This window comes from Allobosea sp. P4_C6, from assembly GCF_056402015.1.
In genome coordinates, this window is sequence record NZ_JBFUIF010000103.1 from 1 (window position 1) to 5,583 (window position 5,583).

The following is a 5,583-nucleotide window of genomic DNA, read 5'->3' on the forward strand; positions in this document are numbered from 1 at the left end:
AATCAATCGTCCCTTCCAGCGTCTCCAGCGGGTCGCCGATCTCGGTCAATCTCGCCAGATGCTCCGACAACCCAAAAAAAGACCGCTGTTCCATCGTCTCACCCGCCTCGTGTGCCGATGAGAGATTGAATCACGAAATCAGCGAAACCGGTAGGTTCTTGCGGGTGTCCAGCTGAAAAGCGCCCCTGTCCTCTCGTCCGTCCCGCGCATCCCGCCCCTCCCCAGCGCAGAGGAGTGAATCACGTCAAGGCCGGAGCCGCGAGCCGCTTTTTCAACAGCCTGTCAAGGCTCCGCGACTCGTCCTGATCAATCAAACTTGAGCAAGGGGCTGCTGTCCTGCTGCGCTATTGCGCCGCTCAAGAGTTCTCGCTTCAAGCCTCTGACCTCGAAGCCCCGCGCCCATGCGGCGATTGTGAAGCATCGCTCGATTGCGTGGTGCAGGGTTCCGTCGACCTGGCCTGCTTCGCTCTCGAAGTCGTCTTGCTGGAACGACAGTTCGCGCAATGCGGTCAGCGCTTTCGGGCGGAACCAGAACATGGACCCTTCGAAGAAACCCAGTCTCTGTGCCGTTTCCGGAGCACCCATTTTTGCGGCGATTTGCTCGACTCGGCCGCGGTTTGCCATCCAATATGGCGACGCTTCGCGCCAGCACGCTTCCCAGCCTACGAGGCCTGTTTTGGGGAGTTCGAAGGCGGAAAGCGCTCGCAGCGTTGCGTTGCGCTCGCCGCATAGCATTGCAAACAGCAGTTTGCGGCGGATTTCGCCATCGAGCAGATGGGGGCTACGCTTGGTGTGGAGCTTCAGGACGGCGTCGTAGCCGTCGAGCGCGCCGGAGCCCAACAACCAGATGAACGGCCAAATATCCCGCCCGCGATTTTCGCAGGGGTGGATCGTGACATTTTCGACGTTCGCCAGTTCGGCCTTCGCTGCTGCAACGCGCTCAGGCGGCACCGTCACGTGAATTGGGACTGCCCACGGCAGGATAGAGCGACAATCGACGATCTCGGGCAAAAGGTCGGGATAATATGCATGGACGACGATCGCGACATTCAGAGCCGGCGCAGGCGGCGGCGTTCCGCGATCGGCCAGTGCCTTGCGCAATCTACGCCCGATGTCCGAAACAAACAGGCGTCCGATCGTCAACCCCGCGACCTTCTGCCAGACGTGGCGACCGAATGCCTGGGAGCGCGGCCCCAGACGTTTCGCGGCAGCAAGGCGATCAGCGATCGGCATGAGGCACTTGCCCTCTCATCACAGCAATCGTGGCCACCGCAGCCGAAGGCGCGTCGAGACGATCCCGATCTGTGGCGGTGACTGGGGGGTGAAGCCATGAGGTGCGGCAAATTCGAGCGTAACCGTTTGTCCCTTAAAGCTCACCGGGAAAACCGCGCGGATGGTGCCTTCGACAGGGATAGTTCTGTAATCATAGATATTACGAAAGCTGTCCGCGCCGACCTGCGCTCGGTTCGCTTCAAAATAAATCTGCGTGTAGTTCAATTTAGCCGGCCGGATGATGGCCACTCGCGCATTGTCACAGGACACACAGGAGAATGTCAGCGAGCGATCGTTCAATATCGCGACTGTGAGCGCCGGACGTTCGACCGGCTCGATCCTGATCGTGAGTAGAAGCAGCACGAGTAGCATCGCGGGCAATAGAAGGAGTCGTCGCCGATAGCAAAGTCTGGCGCCGTAGAAAGCCAATACTGCCAGCAAAGGATATGACAGTTTGAGATAGTGAACGTTGTAGTAGCGCCAGATGCCATGGGGCAGGAAGTCGGCATAGGCCGAATAGAAGCCGATATCGATGACGACGACAGCCGCGATGACCGCGGGTCGCCAGTTTGCCATGGCCGATATGACGAGTGCAGGCAGCGCCCAAACGAGCCACGGCGCGCGCTTCAGGAGGCCTTCTCCCTCGCCATAAAGTGGAAGCGGATCGACGATTACGGCATAGAGCTTAGCGGGGTAGTTGGTGAACGACAGGCCGAGCGTGCTGGAATGTAGCATGTAGGGCGACGGCGCCCATCCGAAGATGGCAGCATGCAACGCTGCATAAACGCCGAGTAGCACCGATGCGGTTGCGACGCCGCCGATCAGTATCTTGAGCGCCCTTGCCGGCGGAACTTCGCGGGCGAGCCGGACCAGCAGCGCGATGCCCGCGGGCGATATGACGACAATGTCGCTGGGGCGGGTGACTAGTGTCAATGCCGCGCAAGCGGCCCCRCCACAAACTTCGATTGGACCCGGCGGCTGCTTCCTAAGTGCGAGGTAAATGGCGGCATAGACGTAAACGGTGACGGGTGTGGTATTCCAAGGAATGACGAACTGGATGAAGACCAGGCGATCGAGGAGGAGCGAGGCGACGAAAAGCGCGGTAGCGACATGGCGGTTGATTTCGAGTGTCTCGGCGATCCTGATCGTGAACCAAAGAGCAGCCAGCAGACTTGCTATTTCGACGAAGAAGAAGGGGTGGTTCGGCATGATCAGGGCGAAAGGGCTCGCCAACAAGCTAAAGCCCATAGGGTACCAATGCGCATCCGGATTCCGATCGCCCATGGCAAGCGCACGAGCCGATTTTACATAGTGGCCTTGGTCCCACCAGCGCCACCAACCAAGCGGATGAACTGGTTCATTGCCCGGAAGCGCCGGGTTGGCCAGGTAAGCAATGACGAAAGCGAGCGCCAAAACGCCGTAGGCCCATAGATTCAGCAGCTGAATGCGTTGCTGTTGCCCGGTTGTGTCGCTCATCATGATTTAGCCGCTTCGCGCGATCCGAACGGTCGCAGCCATATCGCTCGCAATGTCAATGGGCCCGGTTGCAGATGTTCAAGCACCAATCGTGGGGCGATCTTTCCCCGGGGTACGGTGACGATATGGCGCTGTTGCGTATCCTCCTCGTTCGACGGAGAAATAGCCCAGCTCTCTGCATGTTGCTCTCCCGCAAGCCATGAGCCGCGTAACAGGGCGGTGGAACCGGCGGGAGCTTCGACAACGATTTCGAGTTCGTAGGCTCCGTCGGCAAGATCGGTGACCGGCAGGTCGAGCAGGACGCCTTCAGGAGCGTCGGCCAGAAGTTTGCCGCGCTCCAACCTGCCGGTCTTGCTTATCATTTCCGGATGGGTCGGCGTGCGATGCCAGATGTCGCTTGTGCTCCAGCGGCGGTAGGGCTTTCGACTGCTGATGATCGCAACGAGGTCGGCTGCGCTGCGCTGCCAGGTGATCCAAGGCAAGCCGCTGGAGACAGGTCGATCACTCGGTTGCATCCTGAGCCACGCAGCCACGGTCTCGGCTATTGCGTTCGCGCCGTCGTCAGCAAAGAAGGTCGCGTGCCCGTCCGCAAGTTCTCTGAAAACCGGAATATCACGCGCGATGATTGGCGTCTCATGCCGCGCCGCTTCGACCAGAGGCAGCCCATAGCCCTCGCCATAGGAAGACTGGATCACCGCCGCTGCGTTTGCGTAAAGGAGATCAAGTGCGTGGTCGCTTGCACCGGACAGCCAGAACAAGCGTTTGCCGAATTCTGGATGCTCTTCGACCCGTGAGATAAGATCGTCAGTGAGCCATCCAGCTTTGCCGATCAGAAGGAGGCATGCATCCGAACCTTGCTGCCAAAGCAGTTCGAAGGCGTCGAGCAATTGGCCGTGCCCCTTGCGGGGCTCGAGTGTTCCGACTTTGAGAAAGTAAGTTCGATTTCTCAACGCGCTCAGCACCGCGATGTCGCTCTCGCTCAACTCCGGCAATACGATCTGGCCGTCCAGATCTCCACCTAGGTTGAAATGCTTGATCTGGAGGGTCTCGCTGCGTTCAGGCCGGATCTCATCGAGATAAAGTGCGATCTCGTCGGCTACCGAACGTGAGATTGCCACGAGTCCATCCGAGACACTCGCCAAGCGGCTGATCCATCGATGAAACGGCAGGCGCAAGCCTGAGTGGAAGTATTCCGGCATCAGCAATGGAAGCAGATCGTAGACGACGAACCACACTGAGAGCCCTCGTCTACGGTGTCGTTCTAGCATCGCCAAGGCGCTGTCGGAGATCAGGATATTAAGATCCAGGCCGAGGAACCTGTCGCCGGGTTGGAAATCGACAACACCGTCCTCAAGATCGAGCGGCTCCTGATCAAGAAGGCGTGCCGTGAAGGCCCTCGCGTAACGGAAGACACCGCCCGCTTCGTAGATGGGCTCAACCCGGAGACTCTGCGGATCTCGCAGCAGGTGTGTGATGATGTTGCGGGTGACACGCTGCACGCCGGACCTGGCGTCGCGTTTGGCCAGTTCGCTAATGTCGACGAACAGTCGCGGTTGTGAAGGCTGCCGAATTGTGTCTGCGAGCGCATTGGCGAATTCAATAGCAAAACTATCGCTCTGGCCGTCCGCCTGCCGAATAACGTTCGCAGCCCGATCCAGTGCTTCTCTGGCCGTGGAAGCTATGTGGAGGGTTTCTCGCGCTACGCTGGTATGTAGGTCCAGTTCGGACTGCGACAACGAAGCGAGCACCCCAGGTGCGGCTTCCCAGATTGTCTTGGAATCAAGTGAGGCATCGGAGACAAGAGCTTTATATCCAAGAGCGTTGTAGCGTGCTTCACGGCTAGCGTGAACGACTGTATTCGCCGCGCTGCCTTCCCAGACGATAAAACCGGGTTGGCGAGTGAGATCGGTAAGGGTTTTGGCATCGGGGGCTCCGGGGCCGACACGGTAGCTCCGAGCTGCTGGGATGAGACGGGGTGTGGTTGCCTTTTCAGCTTCACGTCGTGACGAAGCTTCCCAGATAGCAGCCAGCGCAAGCGCGGCCGATCCATCCCAGCTAAATTTTTGTTGCTGGTGTCGGCAACTCAGCAGCTTTGCGCGCCGAAATTCAGAGTCGTCCAGCACACGTGACAGCGTTGTGGCGAAGGCATTCGTATCGTGGGGGTCGAAGAGCAGCTCCCGATCGCCGATCACTTCCGCCGTGCTCGTCGTTGATGCCCCGATGGCAATGCTGCCACAACGCATTGCTTCCAGTGGAGGTAGACCCAAGCCCTCAGCAAACGATGGAAAAGCTAGAACGCCGCATAAGTTGTAAAGCCGGACAAGGTCTTCGTCTGGGACGTATCCGGCGAAGATCAGCGTCGATGAATCAATCCCGAACTGGTTCGCGTGACGCTGCAACTGTTCACGCTGATGATGCGTGGAATTAGCGGCAAACACGATCTGATAGTTAGCGCGCAACTCCGGGCTTAGTCGACTAAATGCTTCGACGAGGCCAGCGACGTTTTTGCGCGACTCTAGAATACCCGTGTGCATCACGAAAGGCTTCTCGATCCCGTATTTCTTAAGGACGGCAGCGCGTTCTGCGGGAGGCATGTTTAGAGGACGAAATACATCGCTTGTGTCGCCCATGATGGTGACAACGCGCTCTGGCGCGATTCCCAACCTGTTGATCACACGGTTTCGAGTGTGTTCTGATATGGCCAGAATGAGGTCGGCGCGCCGCAACCGGTCGAGCTTGGCGCCAAACCATTCGCGATGCAGCTCTGTTGGAAGATGGACCTCGTGATCTTCGAAGACAATTAGGTCATATACCGTCGCCACCGAGGTATAGCTG

The 5,583-nt window shown here is 58.7% G+C and carries 3 protein-coding genes; all 3 read right to left on the minus strand.

Annotated features, from left to right (window positions below; genetic code table 11):
* Nucleotides 1–306 precede the first annotated feature (306 nt).
* Complete coding sequence (locus AC1DVA_RS26045; protein WP_476807799.1) at nucleotides 307–1,233, minus strand: rhamnan synthesis F family protein; 927 nt, start codon at nucleotides 1,231–1,233, stop codon at nucleotides 307–309.
* Between the two features lie 18 nt (nucleotides 1,234–1,251).
* Nucleotides 1,252–2,748 (minus strand): hypothetical protein, encoded by a 1,497-nt coding sequence (locus tag AC1DVA_RS26050; protein WP_476807800.1) that lies wholly within the window; start codon nucleotides 2,746–2,748, stop codon nucleotides 1,252–1,254.
* On the minus strand, nucleotides 2,748–5,583 hold a 2,836-nt coding region (locus tag AC1DVA_RS26055; protein WP_476807801.1), incomplete at its 5' end, for a glycosyltransferase family 4 protein. The genes AC1DVA_RS26055 and AC1DVA_RS26050, both read right to left, overlap by 1 nt.

Bases quoted from the DNA above. Each gene is read 5' to 3' on its own strand.
- AC1DVA_RS26045 (WP_476807799.1), bottom strand. From the start codon at position 1,233: ATGCCGATCGCTGATCGCCTTGCTGCCGCGAAACGTCTGGGGCCGCGC.